Source organism: Leclercia sp. J807, from assembly GCF_009734465.1.
Taxonomy (GTDB): Bacteria; Pseudomonadota; Gammaproteobacteria; order Enterobacterales; family Enterobacteriaceae; genus Enterobacter.
Genome location: NZ_CP046446.1, coordinates 2,912,095 through 2,930,166, shown reverse-complemented (window position 1 = coordinate 2,930,166; position 18,072 = coordinate 2,912,095). Strand labels below are relative to the sequence as shown.

The following is an 18,072-nucleotide window of genomic DNA, read 5'->3' as shown; positions in this document are numbered from 1 at the left end:
TTTCTCTCACACTTTGGCCACGACGGGACGGCCAAGCAGTCCCTGAGGACGGAAAATAAGGATCACCACCAGCAACCCAAAGGAGAAGACATCTTTATAATCGGTGTTGACCATGCCGGAGAACTGCGCCTCGGCGATGCCGAGGATTAACCCCCCTAACATGGCGCCGGGCAGGGAGCCGATCCCCCCGAGCACGGCGGCGGTAAAGGCTTTAATCCCGATGATAAACCCGGCGTAAAAATCAAAGGTGCCGTAGTTCATGGTGATCAGCACGCCCGCCAGCCCGGCCATCGCCGCGCCAATCACAAACACCAGGGAGATAATCCGGTCGGTATTAATGCCGAGAATCGACGCCATCTTGCGATCCTGCTGCACGGCGCGACACATCCGCCCTAGACGGGTGTTGCTGATGATCCAGGTCAGCACCAGCATCCCGGTAAACGAGGCAATCAGAATGAAGACTTTGGTGTAGGTGATCTGCACAAAGCCTTCGCCAATGTGAAAGCGAAGCACCCCGTCAAGCATGGTGGGCACCCCTTGCTGGCGTGGGCCCTGGCTGAGCTGAGCATAGTTTTGCAGGATCAACGACATGCCGATGGCGGAGATCAGCGGGGCCAGGCGCGTAGAGTTACGCAGCGGTTTATAGGCGATCCGTTCGATGGTCCAGCCATAGACGCCGGTTACCACGATGGTGAAGACCAGCGTGCCGAGGATCAGCAGCGGAAAAGATTCCAGCCCGAAGAAGGAGAGGAGCGCCAGGCCGATGGCGCAGAGATAGGCTGAGATCATATAGACTTCGCCGTGGGCGAAGTTAATCATGCCAATAATGCCGTAGACCATGGTATAGCCGATGGCGATCAATCCGTAGACCGACCCCAGCGTTAAGCCATTGATTAGCTGCTGCAGAAAGAAAGTTTCCATCATCGCGCGCTCGTGTTACAGGCCGCAGGTTGCGCTGCGGCCCGATGGTTATAGTGCGTCGGTATGTCGCCATACCGACGTTGAGCGTGATTCCGTCCCGTTACTGTACTTCCTTATATTTACCCTGGTCGTCCCACTCGTACACCACGTAGTCAGAGACTTTCAGGTCGCCCTTGCTGTCCCAGGATTTTTTGCCCATTACGGTATCCACCGAATTGGCTTTCAGCCATTCGCTGGCTTTGGCCGGATCGGCACCGCCCGCAGCTTTAAAGGCCGCAGCAATGGCCTGCACAGAGGCGTAGGCGTAGAGGGTATAGCCTTCCGGCTCGAATTTACTGGCGCGGAATTTGTCGATCACCGCTTTGCCTTCCGGGATCAGGCGCGGGTCTTTGCCGAAGGTCATGTAGATGCCTTTGGTGTACTGCGCCCCCCCGGCGGCGGTGACCATCTCTTCGTTGACGATACAGTCGCCGGAGAAGAATTTCGCCTGCACGCCCTGCTCACGCATCTGACGCACCAGCGGGCCTGCTTCCGGATGGCAGCCGCCAAAGAAGACCACGTCTGGCTTCTGGGCGCCGATTTTGGTCACTAACGCGTTAAAGTCTTTCTCGCCGCGGGACAGCCCTTCGTACATCACGTTCTGCACTCCACGTTTCGCCAGCGCCGCTTTGGTAGCATCCGCCAGACCCTGTCCGTAGGTGTCCTTGTCGTGAATAATCGCCACCCGTTTGGCTTTCAGCTTGTCGATAATGAAATCGCTGGCGATCTGGCCCTGCTGGTCATCGCGCCCGCACATGCGGAACATATCGCTCATGCCGCGCTCGGTGATCTGCGGGTTGGTAGAGCCGGGGGTGATGGCCAGCACGCCGGCGTCGTTATAGACCTCCGAGGCTGGCATGGTGGAGGAGGAGCAGAAGTGGCCGACCACAGCTTTAACTTTATCCTGATCTACCAGCCGGTTAGCCACCGACACAGCCTGCTTCGGTTCGCAGGCGTCATCGCCCTGCACCAGTTTGATCTTCTCACCATTAATGCCGCCCGCGGCGTTGATATCTTCCGCAGCCTGCGTTGCGCCATGCCAGTACTGATCCCCGTACGTGGCGTTCGGTCCGGTAAAGGGACCCGCCACACCAATCACGATATCAGCCTGGGCGGAAAACGCCGTGACCAGGCAGCCTGCCAGAACAAGAGAAAGAGGACTTCTGATGAATTTCAGCGACATTATGATCTACCTTTTCTGAGTGATTTTTGCACAACCGTGTGTAGTCGAACGCCTGAAGGCGTACCCAATCCAAAAATGCATTGCACTAAACGGACGACAAACTGCAGAAACAGGCGAGGGTGTCTGACGCATTTCCTCGACAGAACAACATTAAGCAAAATGGTTGCCAGAACGGGCAGCGTAGGGCCTTGTTTCGACAATTTTCAGTATAGAGCGCCGTTTTACGCCGCCCGGCACCACGAAGTGAAATTACAGCGGGGATCACATCTCATTAACAACAAAGCACATAAGTTGTGCAACGGTCACGATTTAAGCGTTTTTGCACCAGCAAAGACCGCGGATCAACAGGGAAGAGAACCGTTTCTGTGTTACCCTGCACGCCATTCTATTCTGCAGGAGATCTACCCATGACCGAAGGCCCGTTAAACGAAACCGAAATGGAGTGGCTGGAAGAGACCTTAATGACCTACGGTCATGATGACGAGTCCGTTATGGATGTTTCAGAACTCGACGGTATGCTGACCGCGGTGCTGTCCGGCCCCGTGGTAGTGGAACCAGATCGTTGGCTGGTGGCGGTGTGGGGCGGCGAAAAGAACATTCCGCGCTGGAAGAACGAGCGTGAGATGAACCGCTTCATCGATCTCTGCTTCAAGCATATGAACGATATCGCCGAACGCCTGAGCGACTACCCGGATCAGTTTGAACCGATGTTCGGTATGAACGACGTCGACGGTCAAACCTATACCGTGGTGGAAGAGTGGTGCTTCGGCTATATGCGCGGCGTGGCATTGACCGACTGGTCATCTCTGCCGGAGTCGCTGCGTGCCGATCTGGATTTAATTGCCCTGCACGGTTCCGAAGAGAACTTTGAGCGTCTGGATTCCTTCAGTGAAGAGGCGTTCCAGCAGAGCATCGAGGGGATTCGTCCGGCAGCGCTGCGTCTGTATAACTACTGGATTGCCAACCCGCAAGAGCCGGTTACTCAGCAGCCGGTGATTAACGGCACCAAAGTGGGGCGCAACGATCCCTGTCCGTGCGGCAGCGGCAAGAAATTCAAGAACTGCTGTCTGCATTAACAGCGCCCGGCGGCGCTTCGCTTGCGCGGGCCTCAATATCCGTAGGCCGGGTAAGCGCAGCGCCACCCGGCATCATTGCACGTTATCCCACCTCTGGCAGCAACCCCGCCGTAATCCCGAACTGCACCAGGATTATCGCGATCCCGCAGGCGAAGACCAGACAGAGCGCAGGCTTACCGCCTGGTACCCGGTAGTTCCCTTCTGGATGATGCTTACGGCTTTGCCAGACCAGCAGCGAGGGCAGCAGCAGCGCCAGCACCGCCAGCGCCACGCCTGCGTAACCCAGCGCCATCACAAAACCCCGTGGGTAGAATAGCGCGAAGGCCAGCGGCGGCAGAAAGGTGATTGCCCCGGTCTGAATACGTCCGCTGACCGTGCGGCTGCGCTGGAACAGGTCGGCGAGGTAGTCGAACAGGCCCAGCGCCACCCCCAGGAACGAGGTCGCCAGGGCGAGATCGGCAAACAGATGCACCGCCAGCTCAACGTGCGGCGAGGCAACCACTTCGCGTACGGCCTGCAACAGCCCGTTCAGCCCACTATGGTTTGCCAGCATCCCCATGAAGCTCGACGAGTTGATACTGCCGAGGGTGACCAGCTGCCAGAAGATGTATGCCACCAGCGGAATAGCGCTACCGGTGATAAAGATCCAGCGCAGCTTGCGCACGTTGCCATTCATATAGCTGACAATGCTCGGCACGCTGCCGTGGAAACCAAACGAGGTAAAAATGACCGGGATAGCCGACAGAGCCAGCCCTTTCTCCAGCGGCAGCGTCAGTAAGTTGACCTTATGAATATGCGGGGCCAGCAGGGCCAGCATCACCACCAGGAAGACTATTTTTGCCGAGAACAGGAGGCGGTTGAACAGATCGACCAGTGAAGTGCCCACGCAGACCACGCCCCCGCCAATCAGGGTAAATAAGAGCACCCCGGTGGCGGGGGAGATATCAGCGTTGAACCCGTCATTGACGCTGGAGGCGATCAACTCCCCGGCGCCGCTGATGTAAGCTGCCGTCAGGGCATACATCAGGAACATCATGCTAAAGCCGGTGATCCACTGGCCGAATCGCCCCAGATAACGCCCGGCCAGCGATCCCAGCCCGGTATCGGCAGGAACGTGTTGATACACTTCGAGCAGCAACAGGGCGGTGTAACACATCAGTGCCCACAGCACGCCCAGTAACACCAGCGTAACGCCAAAACCGACACCTGCCGCCGCCAGCGGCATCGCCAGCATCCCGGCGCCAATCGTCGTTCCGGCGACGATAAAAATACTACCCAGCGTTCTGTTCTTCACGTTTTCCTCTAAAACCCTACGGCACAACGACAAAATCTGCGGCGCAGAGTAAGGGAAAAGGACGGGCTCGTCAAACCGGCGTTACAACGAGTGTAATATAATCTTTACGCTATTTAACTTAAGCGTCGCTCTGGTCATATGCCCGTAAAAATGAGGAGGTTTGCCTACTTCATAAGAGCAATGTTTTCGCTCGATAATCAGGCGTAACGTAAACGTTTCTTATAAATATTCAAAAAAAGTGAGACGACGATGGTGGTCAGTAACCCCTTCTGTGCGAAATGGAGTCGTTCAGGCAATTTATTGTGTCACGGGCACTGGATAATCAGCTGGCAGGGCCAGGCGCTAACCTTACCGGAGGCGAGGCAGGAAAAGGATATGGGGACCTGGGCCATCTATTCGATCATCGATCCCGAAGATGAGATCTTTGCCCAAGGGTTGCAGGAAGATGAGTGGATTATTGAAAACGTCGAATGGCTGACCGATCTCTTTTTCGACCACGGCATCCCGCTGGAGACGGCCAGCTATCGCCAGTTTTATCAAGCGGTCAATAAACAGGACTGGCGCTGCACCAGCTGTGCGGGTTGCATGTAAACCTGCGCCAGCGCAAAACGTTGCGGGGAGGAAAGGGTTAGGCTGCGCCTTTTCTTCTGGAGGGTTTATGGCATCCATTCATGGGCACGAAGTGCTGACGATGATGATCGAGTCCGGTGAGCAATACAGCGAAGAGAGTCTGATTGCTGCGATTACGGCGCGTTTTGGTGACGAGGCGCGTTTTCACACCTGTTCAGCTGCGGATATGACGGCGGCGGAGCTGGTGGCATTTCTGGCGGCGCGCGGTAAATTCATTCCGCAGGCGTCGGGTTTTTCAACTCATGAAAGTAAAATCTGCCGCCATTAATAATAACGCGGCGCCTGATGGCGCCGCATAAATATTAATTTTGGGCATCGAGCGTCGACAGTTCTTTATCAATAAAGTACAACCCTTCACCCGATTTTCCGGCCAGTGAAAGTTTATCGAGAACCGATTTAAACAGCTTCTCTTCTTCATGCTGTTCTGCCACATACCACTGCAGGAAATTAAAGGTAGGATAATCCTGGCTGGTCATTGCTGCGTGTACCAGTTCATTAATTTTTTGCGTGATTAGCTGTTCATGCTCGTAGGTAGCGCGGAACAGTTCATCTAATGAGGCATATTCTGCAAACGGCGATGCCACCGGGTTGATGCGCGGCAGGCTGCCGGTATCCGTAAGATAATCAAAGAGACGCTGCATGTGCGTCATCTCTTCCTGCGCGTGACGACGCATAAATGCCGCCGCGCCTTCAAAACTGTGATAGCTGCACCAGGCACTCATCTGTTGATAGAGCAGGGAGGAGTAAAGCTCCAGATTCATTTGCTCATTGAGCTTGTCGATCATTTCACTTTTAAGCATGGTGTGGCTCCGTTTTATTATTAACTGGTCAACGTGAGCGTTACTATAATTTGTTATTTATTTATTTGCAAAAAGTAAAATAAATATTTAAGCGATCATAATACGAATGGGAATAAAACGCATTGCGTGCAGCTTAAATATATTAATGATAATTATTCTGTTTCGTGTTTAGAATATTATTGCCAGCAGAAGCGCTGGCAACGAAATTAGTAATAAGCCGAGGTCGTAACGGCAGGGGCGGGGGCGTAACCGTGGCACTGATACTGGATAGTGACGGTTTTGTTCAGACACAGCGAGCCGCTGATCACGCTACAGGTTTCGATCGGCTGACCGTAGGCCTGGGCCGTGCTGTATCCCATGGCCTGACATTCGCGGGTGGCAGTGCCACTTGTTACATAGGCATCATCATAAGAGGTCTGGAATAGTGGCTGACCATAATCAAGCCTGACGACCCCCGAGGTGACATCGACACTGCTCACTTCAGCCTTGCGGGTGATGCCGCAACCTGCCAGTAACAGCACCAGACCGACCGTGCATAATCTCTTCATAGAACACTCTGAATGCGTTGAAATAACCTATACTAACGCCAGACGTAAAGCGCAATGCCAGGAATAACCACCTGTTCTCTCTTTTCTCTTCGCCACGACCATCCGGCTCTTTCAATCATAAGCCATCCTTTTGCGAACCGGTGTTCACATCCCTCTTCATCAAAATTGTGAGCGCATCTTTGTTTTTTGAAACTATTTTTCACTTAATTTGAAAGTGCGTTTGCTTAGTAGTAAGGTGAGTCAGGTAAGCTATTCACAGCGGGGTGCCCCGCATCGCATTCAGGAGACGAAGTATGAAAATTGCACTGATGATGGAAAACAGCCAGGCGCAAAAAAACGCCATCATCCTCAAGGAATTGAACGCCGTTGCTGAAGAGAAAGGTTTCCCGGTTTATAACGTTGGGATGAGCGACGAAAACGATCACCACCTGACCTATATTCACCTGGGGATCATGGCGAGCATTCTGCTGAACTCTAAAGCGGTTGATTTCGTGGTGACCGGTTGCGGTACCGGCCAGGGTGCGCTGATGTCCCTGAACATCCACCCGGGCGTGGTGTGTGGCTACTGCATCGATCCTGCTGACGCCTTCCTGTTTGCACAGATCAACAACGGTAACGCACTCGCCCTGCCATTTGCCAAAGGCTTCGGCTGGGGCGCAGAGCTGAACGTGCGCTTTATCTTTGAAAAAGCCTTCACTGGCCGTAAAGGCGAAGGTTATCCGCCAGAGCGTAAAGAGCCTCAGGTTCGCAACGCGGGCATCCTGAACCAGGTGAAAGCGGCTGTGGTGAAAGAGAACTATCTCGACACCCTGCGCGCCATCGATCCGGAGCTGGTTAAAACCGCGGTTACCGGTCAGCGTTTCCAGCAGTGCTTCTTCGAGAACTGCCAGGATAAAGAGATCGAAGCCTTTGTTCGCGGTATTATCGGCTAAGTTGCTAACACTGATAAAAAGCCAGCTTGCGCTGGCTTTTTTTATGCCTGTTTTCTGGATACCGCACTGCCGGCATCTTTTACCAGCCGCAGGGTATCGACCATCCCCAGCAGACAGACCAGCGCAATCGCTACAAACGCCAGCCGGAAGCTGATGCCCGGTAGCGACGCCATCCCCAGCCATTCGCTACACACTTCGCCGATGCGGATCCCGATGGCGCCGAGGGTGATCCCCAGCCCCACTGCCAGCTGGGTGGCGGTGGAAAATAGGGTGTTGGCATAGCTCATCTGCGGCGAAGGCACATCCGCAAAAGCAAGGGTACTGATGGCGGTAAACTGAATGGAACGGAACACGCCGCCCAGATAAAGGATCAGCATAATGAGCCACACCGGGGTTTGCGGGGTCAGGAAAGCGCAGGCCAGCAGAGCCAGCACGTTCAGCGCGCCGTTGATTAGAAGTAGCTTCTTAAACCCCAGTCCGCGAATCAGTGGCGTGGTTGCCGGTTTGATGGTCAGGTTGCCGACAAAGACGGCCAGCACCAGCAAACCGGAGTGGAACGCATCCATGCCGAATCCCACCTGAAAGAGCAGCGGCAGCAAAAACGGCACGGCGCTGATGGAGGCGCGAAACAGCGACCCGCCGTACATCGTCACCCGAAAGGTGGGTACCTGCAAGGCGTCGAGGCGGATCATCGGCCACTCGGCACGCCGGAAATGGCGCAGGGCATAAATCATGGTCACCATTCCTGTTGCCAGCAGCGCAAGGGTCATGCCTGTATTCACCTCCTGCGCCCCCATTATCTCCATGGCATAGACCAGACTCACCATCGCCACTGAGGTGGCGATAAAGCCCGGCGTATCGAATGGGCGACGGGCCTCTTCATAGATATCGGGAATAATGCGCAGCGCCAGCACGATAGCTATCAGCCCTAACGGCACGTTAATAAAGAAGATCCAGCGCCAGTTGGCATAGCTGGTAATAAAGCCCCCCAGCGGCGGGCCGATGATGGGCGCCACCAGCGCGGGCCAGGTGAGGGTGGCGATGGCGGTAATCAACAGGTGCTTAGGCGTGGTGCGCAATACGGCAAGGCGGCCTACCGGCACCATTAATGCACCGCCCATTCCCTGCAATATGCGCATGGCGATGAACTGATCCACGCTGGTGGCGAGACCGCACAGCACCGAGGCGAGAGTGAAGATTGCCAGGGCTAGGGTGAACACCTTACGCGCGCCAAAGCGATCGGCGATCCAGCCGCTGGCCGGAATAAGCACCGCCAGGGTAATGAGGTAGGCGCTGATCCCGAGATTAAGATCGACCGCCTGCACGCCAAAGCTTTTCGCCATATCGGGTAACGCCGTGGCGATCACCGTGCCGTCAAGAAACTCCATAAAGAACGCGCCGGCTACCAGCAGCGCGGCGGGAGAGATCCCGCTGGCCGCTTTGCCGGAGTGATTTTCGGTCATTTTTTCTCTGCCACTTAAAAATTTTTTTAAAAATTTACGGAAACACGTTGTGCGTTAATGCTCTGAATTATATTCGTTTTTAAACGGAACATCGTTTTGTTTTAAATAAACTGCCGTGATGAATATCACAAAAACATTGATTTTTGTGATGGAGGTCATATTATAGCCGCATCAACAATAACACCTGCATAACACTTAGCCGGAGCATACCGATGAAATTGCGCAAGATCCTGAAAAGCATGTTCGAATCCTACTGCAAGACCTTTAAGGACGTACCGCCAGGCGCGATGTTCTGATAAGAAAAACCTGCTCCGGCAGGTTTTTTTGTGCCTGTACGCCGCATCAGCGCTGACGTTTTGCTACTATGACGGCCTTTCAAACAGGAGAAGCCTATGTCTCAAAACCTGAGTGCCGATCAGGAACTGATCTCTGACGTCGTTGCATGCCAGCTGGTCATCAAACAAATTCTTGATGTGATTGAAATCATTGCGCCCGCAGAAGTCCGCGAGAAAATGTCCAGTCAGCTGAAAAACATCGATTTCGCCAGCAATCCTGCGTCGGCCGACCCTGTTACGCTGCGCGCCGTACAGAAAGCCATTGCGCTGATCGAGCTGAAGTTCACGCCGCAGGGCGAGTCTCACTAAAATAAACCGGTGTTTTGAATTTACAAACGGTTTTGTGAGAATAATGTGAACGGGCGACTCTGGGTCGCCCGGAATGCGAATTACATGAAGGTCTGCACCAGTAGGTTGGTGACGCTTTTGCAAAAAATTACCCGGCACAGGCCGGGTAATTTAGTTAACGCGCAGAATCAGTGATGCTGACGGCTGACGACGTTAAGCAGCTGGCGATCGGTCTGTTCCAGACCCATGCCGGTGCGACGCGCCTGGCGAACTTCATCAAGGATGGTTTTGAGTAATACCCCATCCTGCTGCTGTTCTTTTTCAATATCATGCAGGAAGTTGAGCGTAGAAATATCTTTCATTTTCCGCGCTTCATCCGTTAATTGATTCAGCGTCTGACAGCGCTGCTCATACTCTTCGAGTGTGCGCTGGAAAACCGCTTCCAGGCAATTGCACTCTTCGTCAGTCATATCCACGGGTTTCAGAACCGGCATCGCGCCTGATGCTTTTAAAAAATCGAAAACGCGCATCATTTGCGTGACGTTGCTCTGCGCCTGGAGGCGCAGGAAGGTCGCGGAACCGGTTAGCTGATGTTCTGAACACCACTCGCTGAGGTGCAAAGAGAGATTTGACGCATGAAACTCGAGGTTCATCTGCGTGTTGAGCCTGGTGATCATATCCGAGACAGCCATATCCATTCCCTTTTCTTCGTTTATGTAACCAAAAAAATAATCATCATTAACGATAGTTCACTACAGAATAAAAGCATTCTGTTTTCCCTGTATGTGATCCCAAATTCATTTCAGGCACCAGGTAGAATTCATAATAACAGTGAATCCTTTATAAGAAAATCCTTATAAATATATTCTTACTAAACCTTACCCCTCACCAAGAATTAAAAAAAATGAAGAATTTCGAGAAGAAAGGGGTGAGGTTTTTGCAAATAACTTATTGTAATATATAAATTTGTATGAATTTAATACAGCTCGAACAATGAAATTACTTTATGTCTTTCTCCGTCGCGGTGAAATAGGCGCTTAGCAAAAAAGATGATAATTATTCCTGCCAGGTGGAATACAGAAAATTCTGGTTTTTAATAGATTTTTACAGTTGGTGAAAATTGCGCCAGATCATTTTTGCTGAAAATAGTGCGATATGTGATCCCGCTGGAAGTTTTCCGCCCTGTACGCGGTGAAAATGAAACATTGTTTTATGTTTCATTAGCGGAGTTCATTATGGCAAAAGTAGCGGTGCTGCTGGCACCCGGATTTGAAGAGGCGGAAGCGATTATCACTATTGATATCTTGCGCCGTCTCCACATTGAGGTAGAAACCCTGGCCTGCGCCGAGTCGCGCGCGGTGGTGAGCTACCATAATATCCCGATGGTGGCGGACAGCACCCTCAGCGAAAAAATCGACAGTTACTACGACGCGGTCGTTTTACCCGGTGGCCCGCAGGGCAGCGTGAATCTGGCGGCCAGTGCCGATGTGGTGCGTTTTGTCGCCGCGCATGACGAAGCGGGCAAATTTATCGCACCAATCTGTTCGGCTGCGGCGCGCGTGCTGGGCGGCAATGGCCTGTTAAAAGGGCGTCGCTATGTCTGCTCGGGAGAACTCTGGCAGGCAATTCAGGACGGCGAATATGTCGATGCGCCAGTGGTGGAAGATGGCAACCTCATCAGCGGCAAGGGGCTGGGTCATGCCTTTGACTTTGCGCTGACGCTCTCAGCACGTCTACTGGGTGATGAAGCACCGGTACGCGATCACGCCGAGCATATCTATTATCCCTGGTAATACGATGCCGGGCGCCAGCGCGCCCGGATCACAAGGATTTCTTAGCTAATCTTATGGACTAATCTGCTTTCCTCCTTTCTATTTGTCAGACAAATACCTGCATATTTATGTCTTTTTCCGCTGAATCTATGTACGCAATTACTGTAATTCTGCGGTGTGATGGCGCTCTCTTATGGATGATTAATTTCCCGCTAAAACTATCTCAAGCAAATGCGCTTAATACACCCCTGGCGCTAATGCCTTGTTTTAAGTCCGATTAAAAACATTTTAGTTGTTATTCCCCTACAAATTAAAACGCTAAAGCTGGAGTTAACCATGCACAAATTTACTAAAGCGCTGGCGGCCATCGGTCTGGCTGCCGTTATGTCACAATCCGCTATGGCGGAGAACCTGAAGCTCGGTTTCCTAGTGAAGCAACCGGAAGAGCCATGGTTCCAGACAGAGTGGAAATTTGCCGATAAAGCCGGGAAAGATTTGGGTTTTGAAGTCATTAAAATTGCTGTGCCGGATGGTGAAAAAACGCTGAACGCTATCGACAGCTTGGCAGCCAGCGGCGCGAAAGGGTTTGTCATCTGTACTCCGGATCCCAAACTGGGCTCGGCTATCGTGGCGAAAGCGCGTGGCTACGACATGAAAGTTATCGCCGTGGACGACCAGTTCGTGAATGCCAAAGGCAAGCCGATGGATACCGTGCCGCTGGTGATGATGGCGGCGACCAAAATCGGCGAGCGTCAGGGCCAGGAGCTCTATAAAGAGATGCAAAAACGCGGCTGGGACGTGAAGGACACCGCGGTTATGGCGATCACCGCCGATGAACTGGATACCGCACGCCGTCGTACCACCGGCTCGATGGAAGCCCTGAAAGCGGCCGGCTTCCCGGAAAAACAGATCTACAAAGTGCCAACCAAATCCAACGACATCCCGGGCGCCTTCGATGCGGCCAATTCCATGCTGGTGCAACACCCTGAAGTGAAACACTGGCTGGTAGTGGGGATGAACGACAACACCGTACTGGGCGGCGTGCGCGCCACCGAAGGCCAGGGCTTCAAAGCGGCAGATGTAATCGGCATCGGCATCAACGGCGTTGATGCGGTAAGCGAGCTCTCTAAAGCACAGGCCACCGGCTTCTACGGCTCTCTGCTGCCAAGCCCGGACGTACATGGCTATAAATCCAGCGAAATGCTCTACAACTGGGTCACCAAAGGTGCCGAGCCAGCGAAATTCACTGAAGTTACCGACGTGGTGCTGATCACCCGTGACAACTTCAAAGCAGAGCTGGAGAAAAAGGGACTGGGCGGTAAGTAATTCACTGTGATTGCGCCCCCCGTAGCATCGGGGGGCCAGACGTTCACTACTCGATCCTCGGAGACGTTATGCAACAGTCTGAACCGTATCTCTCTTTTCGCGGCATCGGCAAAACCTTTCCCGGTGTCAATGCGCTGACCGACATCAGCTTTGACTGCTATGCGGGTCAGGTTCATGCCCTGATGGGTGAGAACGGCGCCGGAAAATCCACGCTGTTGAAGATCCTCAGCGGTAACTACACCCCCACGACAGGCACGCTCGCCATCCAAGGCAAAGAGGTCGCCTTCGCGGACACCACCGCCGCGCTGAATGCCGGTGTCGCCATCATCTACCAGGAACTGCATCTGGTGCCGGAGATGACCGTGGCGGAGAACATCTATCTTGGGCAGCTTCCGCATAAGGGCGGTTTCGTTAACCGTTCGCTGCTCAACTATGAGGCCGGATTACAGCTTAAGCACCTTGGGCTGGATATTGATCCCCAGACCCCGCTCAAGTATCTCTCCATCGGCCAGTGGCAGATGGTGGAGATTGCCAAGGCGCTGGCGCGCAATGCCAAAATTATCGCCTTTGACGAACCCACCAGCTCCTTGTCGGCACGTGAAATCGAGAACCTGTTCCGGGTGATCCGCGAGCTGCGCAAAGAGGGGCGCATCATTCTGTACGTATCGCACCGTATGGAAGAGATCTTCGCCCTCAGCGACGCTATTACCGTGTTTAAAGATGGTCGCTATGTCCGCACCTTCAGCGACATGCAGCAGGTCAACCACGACCTGCTGGTGCAGGCGATGGTAGGGCGCGAACTGGGTGATATCTATCACTGGGAACCGCGCCAGTATGGCGGCGAACTGCTGCGCCTCGAAGAGGTTAAAGCCCCGGGCGTACGCACCCCGGTAAGCCTGACGGTGCGCAGCGGTGAAATCGTTGGCCTGTTCGGACTGGTAGGGGCAGGGCGCAGCGAGTTGATGAAAGGACTGTTTGGCGGCACCCGCATCACCGGCGGTCAGGTGTTTATCGACGGCCAGCCTGTCGATATTCAGAAACCAGCCCATGCCATTCGCGCAGGGATGATGCTCTGCCCGGAAGACCGCAAAGCCGAAGGGATCATCCCGGTGCACTCGGTGCGGGATAACATCAATATCTCGGCCCGCCGGAAAACCATTCGTGCCGGATGCCTGATTAACGACACGTGGGAGGTCAGTAATGCCGATCACCACATTCGATCGCTCAACATCAAAACCCCGGGCGCGGAACAGCTGATTATGAATCTCTCCGGTGGCAACCAGCAAAAGGCCATTCTGGGCCGCTGGCTGTCGGAAGAGATGAAGGTGATCCTGCTGGATGAACCGACGCGTGGTATCGATGTGGGCGCCAAGCACGAAATCTATAACGTCATTTATGCCCTGGCAAAACGTGGCGTGGCGGTGCTCTTCGCCTCCAGCGATCTGCCGGAAGTACTGGGTGTGGCAGACCGTATCGTGGTGATGCGTGAAGGAGCCATTGCCGGTGAATTGCTACATGAACAGGCGAATGAACAGCAGGCGTTAAGCCTCGCCATGCCTAAAGTCAGTCAGGCTGTCGCCTGAGTAAGGAGAATAAGATGTCCTCTGTCACTACATCCGGAGCGCCGAAATCGGCCTTCAGCTTTGGGCGGATCTGGGATCAATACGGCATGCTGGTCGTGTTTGCCGTACTGTTCCTCGGCTGCGCCATCTTTGTGCCTAATTTCGCCACCTTCATTAACATGAAAGGGCTGGGCCTTGCCATCTCCATGTCGGGCATGGTGGCCTGCGGGATGCTGTTCTGTCTGGCATCCGGCGACTTCGACCTGTCGGTCGCCTCGGTTATCGCCTGTGCCGGGGTAACCACCGCAGTGGTCATTAACATGACCGAAAGCCTGTGGATTGGCGTGGCGGCCGGGTTGCTGCTCGGTGTGCTCAGCGGGCTGGTAAACGGCTTCGTGATTGCGCGCCTGAAAATCAACGCCCTGATCACCACGCTCGCCACCATGCAGATTGTGCGTGGGCTGGCCTACATCATCTCTGACGGTAAAGCGGTGGGGATTGAAGATGAGCGCTTCTTTACCCTCGGCTACGCCAACTGGCTCGGTCTGCCAGCGCCTATCTGGCTCACGGTCGGTTGCCTGATCATTTTTGGTTTCCTGCTGAACAGAACCACCTTTGGCCGTAATACTCTGGCGATTGGTGGTAATGAAGAGGCGGCGCGTCTGGCGGGTGTGCCGGTAGTACGGACCAAGATCATCATCTTCGTGCTTTCCGGTCTGGTGTCGGCGGCGGCGGGGATTATTCTGGCTTCACGTATGACCAGCGGCCAGCCAATGACCTCTATCGGCTATGAGCTGATCGTCATCTCAGCCTGCGTTTTAGGTGGCGTATCGCTGAAGGGCGGCATCGGAAAAATCTCATATGTGGTGGCCGGGATACTGATTCTTGGCACGGTTGAGAACGCCATGAATCTGCTGAACATCTCCCCGTTCTCGCAGTATGTGGTACGTGGCCTGATCCTGCTTGCAGCGGTGATTTTCGACCGTTACAAGCAAAAAGCAAAGCGCACCGTTTAACCCTTTTTTCCACCCCCTCCCGACTTAACTTTTAAGTGTAGCCCCCCTTCCCAGCCGCAGCGGGAAGGGGGATGTCAAATGGCGAGCCCCGTCACACTGTCTATACTTACATGGCTACTGAGATGTTTGCCGTTTTTCATCTCGCCAACTGTAAGGAGGATCAGGGTGGCCGATACGTTAACTTCACCGCCTTTACTATCAGAAAACTTTGCGTACTTTTTCGACCTCGACGGGACCCTTGCTACCATCAAGCCACACCCCGATGAGGTAGTTGTTCCCGCAGAAGTATTACAGGCGCTGAATCAGCTGGCACAGCTGAATGAGGGGGCACTGGCATTGATATCAGGGCGTTCAATGGCCGAGCTGGACCAGCTCGCCAGACCCTACCGTTTCCCGCTTGCCGGTGTACACGGGGCGGAGCGCCGCGACATCCATGGTCATTCGCAATCCGTTTCTCTTCCCCCGGATCTGATCCAGACGCTGCATGCGCAGCTTACAACGGCGCTTTTATATCTGCCTGGCACCGAACTTGAAGCCAAAGGGATGGCATTTGCAATCCACTACCGTCAGGCTCAGGAATATGAGAAGAATATTTTCGCCCTGGCGGAACAGATCGTGCACGACAATCCGCAGCTGTCACTCCAGCCAGGTAAATGTGTGGTCGAAATCAAACCGAGAGGGATCCATAAAGGCGAGGCTATCTCAGCCTTTATGCATGAAGCGCCTTTTCTCGGCAGAACGCCGGTTTTCTTTGGTGATGACCTCACCGATGAGCATGGCTTTGAAGTGGTGAATCAGCTTAAAGGGGTATCAGTGAAAGTCGGCGCAGGTGAGACCAAAGCCAGCTGGCGGTTGGCTACGGTACCTGATGTCTGGCAATGGGTAATAAAAGCCGCTAACCATCAACAAGAACAAGAAATAGCGCAAATTAACAGGAGAAAACCTTATGGGTCGCTTGATCGTAGTTTCTAATCGCATCGCTCCCCCGGATGATAAAAAAGCCAGCGCAGGTGGCCTGGCAGTTGGGGTGCTGGGGGCGTTAAAAAGTACGGGGGGGCTCTGGTTTGGCTGGAGTGGAGAGATTGGTAATGAGGACAAACCGCTAAAAAAGGTGACGCGCGGGAATATCACCTGGGCCTCGTTTAATCTCAGTGAACAGAATTACGATGAGTACTACAGCCAGTTCTCCAATGCCGTGCTGTGGCCAGCCTTCCACTACCGCCTCGACCTGGTAAAGTTTAAGCGCGAGGCCTGGGAAGGGTACACGCGGGTCAATAGCCTGCTGGCCGATAAGCTGCTGCCGTTAGTCCAGCAGGACGACGTGCTATGGATACACGATTATCATCTGCTGCCGTTTGCCAGCGAGCTGCGCAAGCGCGGCGTCAACAACCGGATTGGCTTCTTCCTGCATATTCCGTTCCCGACCCCGGAGATCTTCAACGCGCTGCCGCCGAGCGACGAGCTGCTTGAACAGCTCTGCGATTACGATCTGCTGGGCTTCCAGACCGAAAATGACCGCCTGGCCTTCCTCGACAGCGTGGCCAGCAAAACGCGCCTGACGGCACATGACGATGACACGCACTCCGCCTGGGGCAAGCGCTTCCGCACTGAAGTCTATCCGATTGGTATTGAGCCGGACGAGATTATCGAGCAGGCTTCCGGGCCGCTGCCGCCTAAGCTGGCGCAGCTGAAAGAGGAGCTGAAGCACGTAAAAAACATCTTCTCCGTTGAGCGTCTCGATTACTCCAAAGGGCTGCCGGAGCGTTTTCAGGCCTATGAGACCCTGCTGGAGAATTATCCTGAGCACCACGGTAAGATCCGCTATACCCAAATCGCACCGACCTCGCGCGGCGAGGTGCAGGCCTATCAGGACATCCGACATCAGCTTGAGAACGAAGCCGGTCGCATTAACGGCCGTTACGGCCAGTTAGGCTGGACGCCGCTGTTCTATCTCAACCAGCATTTTGAGCGCAAAATCCTGATGAAGGTGTTCCGCTATGCCGATGTTGGCCTGGTCACGCCGCTGCGTGACGGGATGAACCTGGTGGCGAAGGAGTATGTCGCCGCGCAGGATCCGGCCGACCCGGGCGTGCTGGTGCTGTCGCAGTTTGCCGGTGCCGCTAACGAGCTCACCTCGGCGCTGATCGTTAACCCGTATGATCGGGACGATGTTGCCAATGCTCTGCACCGTGCGCTGAATATGCCCCTCACGGAGCGTATTTCACGCCATGCCGATATGATGAAAGTGATCCGCGAAAATGATATAGACCGCTGGCAGGCGCGCTTCACTGAGGATCTGAAGCAGATTACTCCCCGCAGCGTGGAGAGCAATCTGCAAAAAAAGGTCGCAACGTTCCCTAAACTCGCCTGATAAATATTCCACTCAGGGCATTACACTGCCCTGAGTGGAATTAACAGCACATCCACTTTACTGTTGTTAACGATTGTTTTTGCGGAACAAGCTGCACGTGAAAAAAAGCTGTGGTTATGATTTCCGCATATCACCAGGTCAACACGTTGTTTGTGACATATATCAAGTATCCTCTCGCTTAATTCTCCCGTTGCACAAAGCGTTTGTGCAATGGGATATTCTGCACGCGCAATAAGATCATCCAGAAATTGCTGGGTTTCCTCCTGAAAAACGCCACGAATATCTTCCAGCATCGGTGCGGCCAGTTGATTGTACATTTCAGGATCGGCGGAAAGGGTGACCAGAGTGATGCGTGCCTGAGTCGGTCGGGCGATAGCGACCGCTTTGGCGACCAGTTGATGGCTTTCGGGGGAAACTGAAACAGAAACAAGGATATGGGAGTAACTCATGGTACCCTCCGGACGTATCTGTACATTAGCTATTCCTCAGCTTTAGCGCGATTTTTTGGCCTTCGCA

20 protein-coding genes are annotated in these 18,072 nt (G+C 53.9%); 12 read left to right on the top strand and 8 right to left on the bottom strand.

Annotated elements, in window-relative coordinates; all coding sequences use genetic code 11:
- Positions 1 to 6 precede the first annotated feature (6 nt).
- Together GNG26_RS14045 and GNG26_RS14040 are read right to left on the bottom strand one after the other, a co-directional pair.
- Positions 7 to 921 (bottom strand): branched-chain amino acid ABC transporter permease LivH, encoded by a 915-nt coding sequence (locus GNG26_RS14045; RefSeq protein ID WP_114317066.1) that lies wholly within the window; start codon positions 919 to 921, stop codon positions 7 to 9.
- A 100-nt stretch (positions 922 to 1,021) separates the two neighbouring features.
- Positions 1,022 to 2,143 carry a branched-chain amino acid ABC transporter substrate-binding protein gene (locus tag GNG26_RS14040; RefSeq protein WP_156239177.1) on the bottom strand — a complete coding sequence of 374 codons (1,122 nt, stop codon included), beginning with the start codon at positions 2,141 to 2,143 and terminating at the stop codon, positions 1,022 to 1,024.
- A 407-nt stretch (positions 2,144 to 2,550) separates the two neighbouring features.
- On the opposite strand from GNG26_RS14040, the gene GNG26_RS14035 reads away from it, so the two are divergent.
- Positions 2,551 to 3,219 (top strand): YecA family protein, encoded by a 669-nt coding sequence (locus tag GNG26_RS14035; protein ID WP_114314583.1) that lies wholly within the window; start codon positions 2,551 to 2,553, stop codon positions 3,217 to 3,219.
- An 82-nt stretch (positions 3,220 to 3,301) separates the two neighbouring features.
- Here the strand turns inward: GNG26_RS14035 and tyrP are convergent, their stop codons facing one another.
- A complete protein-coding gene (gene tyrP / locus GNG26_RS14030; protein ID WP_156239175.1) occupies positions 3,302 to 4,513 on the bottom strand; it encodes a tyrosine transporter TyrP in 1,212 nt (403 codons plus the stop codon).
- A 249-nt stretch (positions 4,514 to 4,762) separates the two neighbouring features.
- On the opposite strand from tyrP, the gene GNG26_RS14025 reads away from it, so the two are divergent.
- Both GNG26_RS14025 and GNG26_RS14020 read left to right on the top strand, forming a co-directional pair.
- On the top strand, positions 4,763 to 5,104 hold the full coding sequence (locus tag GNG26_RS14025) for a hypothetical protein (RefSeq protein WP_156239173.1): 342 nt from the start codon (positions 4,763 to 4,765) through the stop codon (positions 5,102 to 5,104).
- Between the two features lie 67 nt (positions 5,105 to 5,171).
- Positions 5,172 to 5,411: a YecH family metal-binding protein gene (locus GNG26_RS14020; protein WP_103822417.1), complete on the top strand. Its 240-nt coding sequence runs from the start codon at positions 5,172 to 5,174 to the stop codon at positions 5,409 to 5,411.
- A 34-nt stretch (positions 5,412 to 5,445) separates the two neighbouring features.
- On the opposite strand, the gene ftnA is transcribed toward GNG26_RS14020, so the two are convergent.
- Both ftnA and yecR read right to left on the bottom strand, forming a co-directional pair.
- Positions 5,446 to 5,943, bottom strand: coding sequence for a non-heme ferritin (gene ftnA / locus GNG26_RS14015; protein WP_103822416.1), 498 nt, complete (start codon positions 5,941 to 5,943; stop codon positions 5,446 to 5,448).
- Between the two features lie 206 nt (positions 5,944 to 6,149).
- Positions 6,150 to 6,491, bottom strand: a complete 342-nt coding sequence (yecR, locus tag GNG26_RS14010; RefSeq protein ID WP_103180106.1) for a YecR family lipoprotein — start codon at positions 6,489 to 6,491, stop codon at positions 6,150 to 6,152.
- Positions 6,492 to 6,784: 293 nt separating this feature from the next.
- Between yecR and GNG26_RS14005 the strand changes: the two genes are divergently transcribed.
- Entirely contained in the window at positions 6,785 to 7,423 is a 639-nt protein-coding gene (locus GNG26_RS14005; protein ID WP_103180105.1) for an RpiB/LacA/LacB family sugar-phosphate isomerase, read from the top strand.
- 41 nt (positions 7,424 to 7,464) lie between these two features.
- Here GNG26_RS14005 and GNG26_RS14000 read toward each other — a convergent pair whose 3' ends face one another.
- Positions 7,465 to 8,886, bottom strand: coding sequence for an MFS transporter (locus tag GNG26_RS14000; protein ID WP_156239171.1), 1,422 nt, complete (start codon positions 8,884 to 8,886; stop codon positions 7,465 to 7,467).
- A gap of 212 nt (positions 8,887 to 9,098) precedes the next feature.
- Here GNG26_RS14000 and azuC point away from each other — a divergent pair, with 212 nt between their 5' ends.
- Complete coding sequence (gene azuC, locus GNG26_RS13995) at positions 9,099 to 9,182, top strand: stress response protein AzuC (RefSeq protein WP_098946254.1); 84 nt, start codon at positions 9,099 to 9,101, stop codon at positions 9,180 to 9,182.
- Positions 9,183 to 9,278: 96 nt separating this feature from the next.
- Complete coding sequence (locus GNG26_RS13990) at positions 9,279 to 9,530, top strand: DUF2766 family protein (protein WP_039030868.1); 252 nt, start codon at positions 9,279 to 9,281, stop codon at positions 9,528 to 9,530.
- 167 nt (positions 9,531 to 9,697) lie between these two features.
- Here the strand turns inward: GNG26_RS13990 and GNG26_RS13985 are convergent, their stop codons facing one another.
- Entirely contained in the window at positions 9,698 to 10,201 is a 504-nt protein-coding gene (locus GNG26_RS13985) for a non-heme ferritin-like protein (RefSeq protein ID WP_114317067.1), read from the bottom strand.
- A 543-nt stretch (positions 10,202 to 10,744) separates the two neighbouring features.
- Here GNG26_RS13985 and GNG26_RS13980 point away from each other — a divergent pair.
- The 6 genes from GNG26_RS13980 (at position 10,745) to otsA (ending at position 17,556) form a co-directional block, all read left to right on the top strand.
- Complete coding sequence (locus GNG26_RS13980; protein WP_156239169.1) at positions 10,745 to 11,302, top strand: DJ-1 family glyoxalase III; 558 nt, start codon at positions 10,745 to 10,747, stop codon at positions 11,300 to 11,302.
- Positions 11,303 to 11,617: 315 nt separating this feature from the next.
- Positions 11,618 to 12,607 (top strand): arabinose ABC transporter substrate-binding protein AraF, encoded by a 990-nt coding sequence (araF, locus tag GNG26_RS13975; RefSeq protein WP_103822412.1) that lies wholly within the window; start codon positions 11,618 to 11,620, stop codon positions 12,605 to 12,607.
- A 68-nt stretch (positions 12,608 to 12,675) separates the two neighbouring features.
- On the top strand, positions 12,676 to 14,190 hold the full coding sequence (gene araG, locus GNG26_RS13970) for an L-arabinose ABC transporter ATP-binding protein AraG (protein ID WP_103822411.1): 1,515 nt from the start codon (positions 12,676 to 12,678) through the stop codon (positions 14,188 to 14,190).
- Positions 14,191 to 14,204: 14 nt separating this feature from the next.
- On the top strand, positions 14,205 to 15,185 hold the full coding sequence (araH, locus tag GNG26_RS13965) for an arabinose ABC transporter permease AraH (protein WP_103180100.1): 981 nt from the start codon (positions 14,205 to 14,207) through the stop codon (positions 15,183 to 15,185).
- 165 nt (positions 15,186 to 15,350) lie between these two features.
- A complete protein-coding gene (gene otsB, locus GNG26_RS13960; RefSeq protein WP_103180099.1) occupies positions 15,351 to 16,157 on the top strand; it encodes a trehalose-phosphatase in 807 nt (268 codons plus the stop codon).
- Entirely contained in the window at positions 16,132 to 17,556 is a 1,425-nt protein-coding gene (gene otsA / locus GNG26_RS13955) for an alpha,alpha-trehalose-phosphate synthase (RefSeq protein WP_103822410.1), read from the top strand. The genes otsB and otsA overlap by 26 nt, the downstream gene beginning before the upstream one ends.
- Positions 17,557 to 17,576: 20 nt before the next feature.
- Here otsA and uspC read toward each other — a convergent pair whose 3' ends face one another.
- Positions 17,577 to 18,005 (bottom strand): universal stress protein UspC, encoded by a 429-nt coding sequence (gene uspC, locus GNG26_RS13950; RefSeq protein WP_156239167.1) that lies wholly within the window; start codon positions 18,003 to 18,005, stop codon positions 17,577 to 17,579.
- Positions 18,006 to 18,072 lie beyond the last annotated feature (67 nt).

Excerpts from the sequence above, each read along its gene's own strand:
- GNG26_RS14045 (WP_114317066.1), bottom strand. The coding sequence starts at position 921 with ATGGAAACTTTCTTTCTGCAGCAGCTAATCAATGGCTTAACGCTGGGG.
- GNG26_RS14040 (WP_156239177.1), bottom strand. The coding sequence starts at position 2,143 with ATGTCGCTGAAATTCATCAGAAGTCCTCTTTCTCTTGTTCTGGCAGGC.
- GNG26_RS14035 (WP_114314583.1), top strand. The coding sequence starts at position 2,551 with ATGACCGAAGGCCCGTTAAACGAAACCGAAATGGAGTGGCTGGAAGAG.
- GNG26_RS14025 (WP_156239173.1), top strand. The coding sequence starts at position 4,763 with ATGGTGGTCAGTAACCCCTTCTGTGCGAAATGGAGTCGTTCAGGCAAT.
- GNG26_RS14020 (WP_103822417.1), top strand. The coding sequence starts at position 5,172 with ATGGCATCCATTCATGGGCACGAAGTGCTGACGATGATGATCGAGTCC.
- ftnA (WP_103822416.1), bottom strand. The coding sequence starts at position 5,943 with ATGCTTAAAAGTGAAATGATCGACAAGCTCAATGAGCAAATGAATCTG.
- yecR (WP_103180106.1), bottom strand. The coding sequence starts at position 6,491 with ATGAAGAGATTATGCACGGTCGGTCTGGTGCTGTTACTGGCAGGTTGC.
- GNG26_RS14005 (WP_103180105.1), top strand. The coding sequence starts at position 6,785 with ATGAAAATTGCACTGATGATGGAAAACAGCCAGGCGCAAAAAAACGCC.
- GNG26_RS14000 (WP_156239171.1), bottom strand. The coding sequence starts at position 8,886 with ATGACCGAAAATCACTCCGGCAAAGCGGCCAGCGGGATCTCTCCCGCC.
- azuC (WP_098946254.1), top strand. The coding sequence starts at position 9,099 with ATGAAATTGCGCAAGATCCTGAAAAGCATGTTCGAATCCTACTGCAAG.
- GNG26_RS13990 (WP_039030868.1), top strand. The coding sequence starts at position 9,279 with ATGTCTCAAAACCTGAGTGCCGATCAGGAACTGATCTCTGACGTCGTT.
- GNG26_RS13985 (WP_114317067.1), bottom strand. The coding sequence starts at position 10,201 with ATGGCTGTCTCGGATATGATCACCAGGCTCAACACGCAGATGAACCTC.
- GNG26_RS13980 (WP_156239169.1), top strand. The coding sequence starts at position 10,745 with ATGGCAAAAGTAGCGGTGCTGCTGGCACCCGGATTTGAAGAGGCGGAA.
- araF (WP_103822412.1), top strand. The coding sequence starts at position 11,618 with ATGCACAAATTTACTAAAGCGCTGGCGGCCATCGGTCTGGCTGCCGTT.
- araG (WP_103822411.1), top strand. The coding sequence starts at position 12,676 with ATGCAACAGTCTGAACCGTATCTCTCTTTTCGCGGCATCGGCAAAACC.
- araH (WP_103180100.1), top strand. The coding sequence starts at position 14,205 with ATGTCCTCTGTCACTACATCCGGAGCGCCGAAATCGGCCTTCAGCTTT.
- otsA (WP_103822410.1), top strand. The coding sequence starts at position 16,132 with ATGGGTCGCTTGATCGTAGTTTCTAATCGCATCGCTCCCCCGGATGAT.
- uspC (WP_156239167.1), bottom strand. The coding sequence starts at position 18,005 with ATGAGTTACTCCCATATCCTTGTTTCTGTTTCAGTTTCCCCCGAAAGC.